Source organism: Oerskovia turbata (assembly GCF_000718325.1).
GTDB lineage: Bacteria > Actinomycetota > Actinomycetes > Actinomycetales > Cellulomonadaceae > Oerskovia > Oerskovia turbata.
This window is the reverse complement of sequence record NZ_JOFV01000045.1, coordinates 1-467: the sequence shown is the minus strand read 5'-3', so window position 1 is coordinate 467 and position 467 is coordinate 1. Positions and strand designations below refer to the sequence as shown.

The window sequence follows — 467 nt, the reverse complement described above, 5'->3', positions numbered from 1 at the left end:
GGCACGGCGGTGCGTCTCGACGGGTCGACGGGCAAGGTGTCGGTGCCGGACGGGGACGGGTTGGACGTGTCGTCGGCGTTGTCGGTGTCGGTGTGGGTGCGTCCGGAGCGGTCGGCGACGCAGTACGTGGTGAAGAAGGCGGTGTCGGGGTCTGCTGACGGGTACGAGCTGGGCATCTCGAGTGCCGGGAAGCCGTTCTTGCGGGTCAACCAGAAGTCGTCGGGTGACACGTTCCGGGTCAATGCGACGTCGGTGCTCCCGACGAACGGGACGACGTGGGTGCACCTCGCGGGGACCTTTGACGGTCAGCGGTTGCGGATCTACGTCGACGGTGTCGAGCAGGGCAACGTCGCGGGTCCGGCGTCGGTGGGTGTCAACACGCTGCCGTTGACGATCGGTGCGCAGCCCGACGGCCTGTACCCGTTCCGGGGCGCGGTCGACCAGGTGCGGCTGTACGACCGGGCGCT

At 69.0% G+C, this 467-nt stretch carries 1 protein-coding gene; it reads left to right on the top strand.

All coding sequences use genetic code 11. The annotated features are described in order from the left end of the window. Window positions 1-9: 9 nt before the first annotated feature. The coding region (locus IE95_RS0118320) for a LamG-like jellyroll fold domain-containing protein (RefSeq protein ID WP_030153676.1) at window positions 10-467 on the top strand (458 nt) is incomplete at its 3' end.